Source organism: Alcanivorax sp. HI0044 (genome assembly GCF_001634945.1).
In genome coordinates this window covers 1-620 of record NZ_LWEZ01000596.1, presented here as the reverse complement: position 1 = coordinate 620, position 620 = coordinate 1, and the positions used below count along the sequence as shown (strand labels likewise).

Here is a 620-nt window from a genome sequence, read left to right as displayed (position 1 = left end):
TTGATACCAATGTAGTGGTTGAGCTGGTTCCGGGAGTGGAAAGTTTTCAGGTCTTGTACGGCATTGACACCAATAGCGATGGAGCCTTGGGGGTGTCGCGTTATGTGACGCAAGACCAAGTGCCGGCAGATACTCCCGTTGTGGCGGTGAAAATAGGGTTGCTGCTGTCCCGGGCAAATGATGCATTGCCTGAAAGTGATGGGACCAGGGAGTTTCATATTCTGGGTGAGACCTTGACAGAGCCAGCGGATCGCGCAATGAGAAAGGCACTTAGCACCACGGTGCGGTTGAGAAATTATGATTGGGATGCAATTTGATATGACGAAGGTGGAGCAATGAACAAGCAAACGGGTGCTGCACTTCTGGTGGCCTTGCTCATTCTGGTGGCGATATCTTTGCTGGGTATCTCGGCCATGAAAACCAGTATGTTTTCCTCCAGGGTATCAACCGGTATGCAGGCCGATGCCATGGTGTTCGAAGGCGCAGAGAGTGCCATTGTTGAGGCGTATGAAGAACTTGATGGCATGAGCACGATTAATCTCTCCAACTTTTTGGGCGGGGACGTTATGACCCGGTGTGTGGTGTCTGACAACCCTCGCAAGGATGGATTGTGTGCGGGT

2 protein-coding genes are annotated in these 620 nt (G+C 51.8%); both read left to right on the top strand.

Going from position 1 to position 620, the window contains the following annotated elements:
- On the top strand, positions 1-317 hold a 317-nt coding region (locus tag A3730_RS07175), incomplete at its 5' end, for a PilW family protein (protein WP_197477347.1).
- Between the two features lie 18 nt (positions 318-335).
- Positions 336-620: PilX N-terminal domain-containing pilus assembly protein (locus A3730_RS07170; RefSeq protein WP_231883886.1), on the top strand; the 285-nt coding region annotated here is incomplete at its 3' end.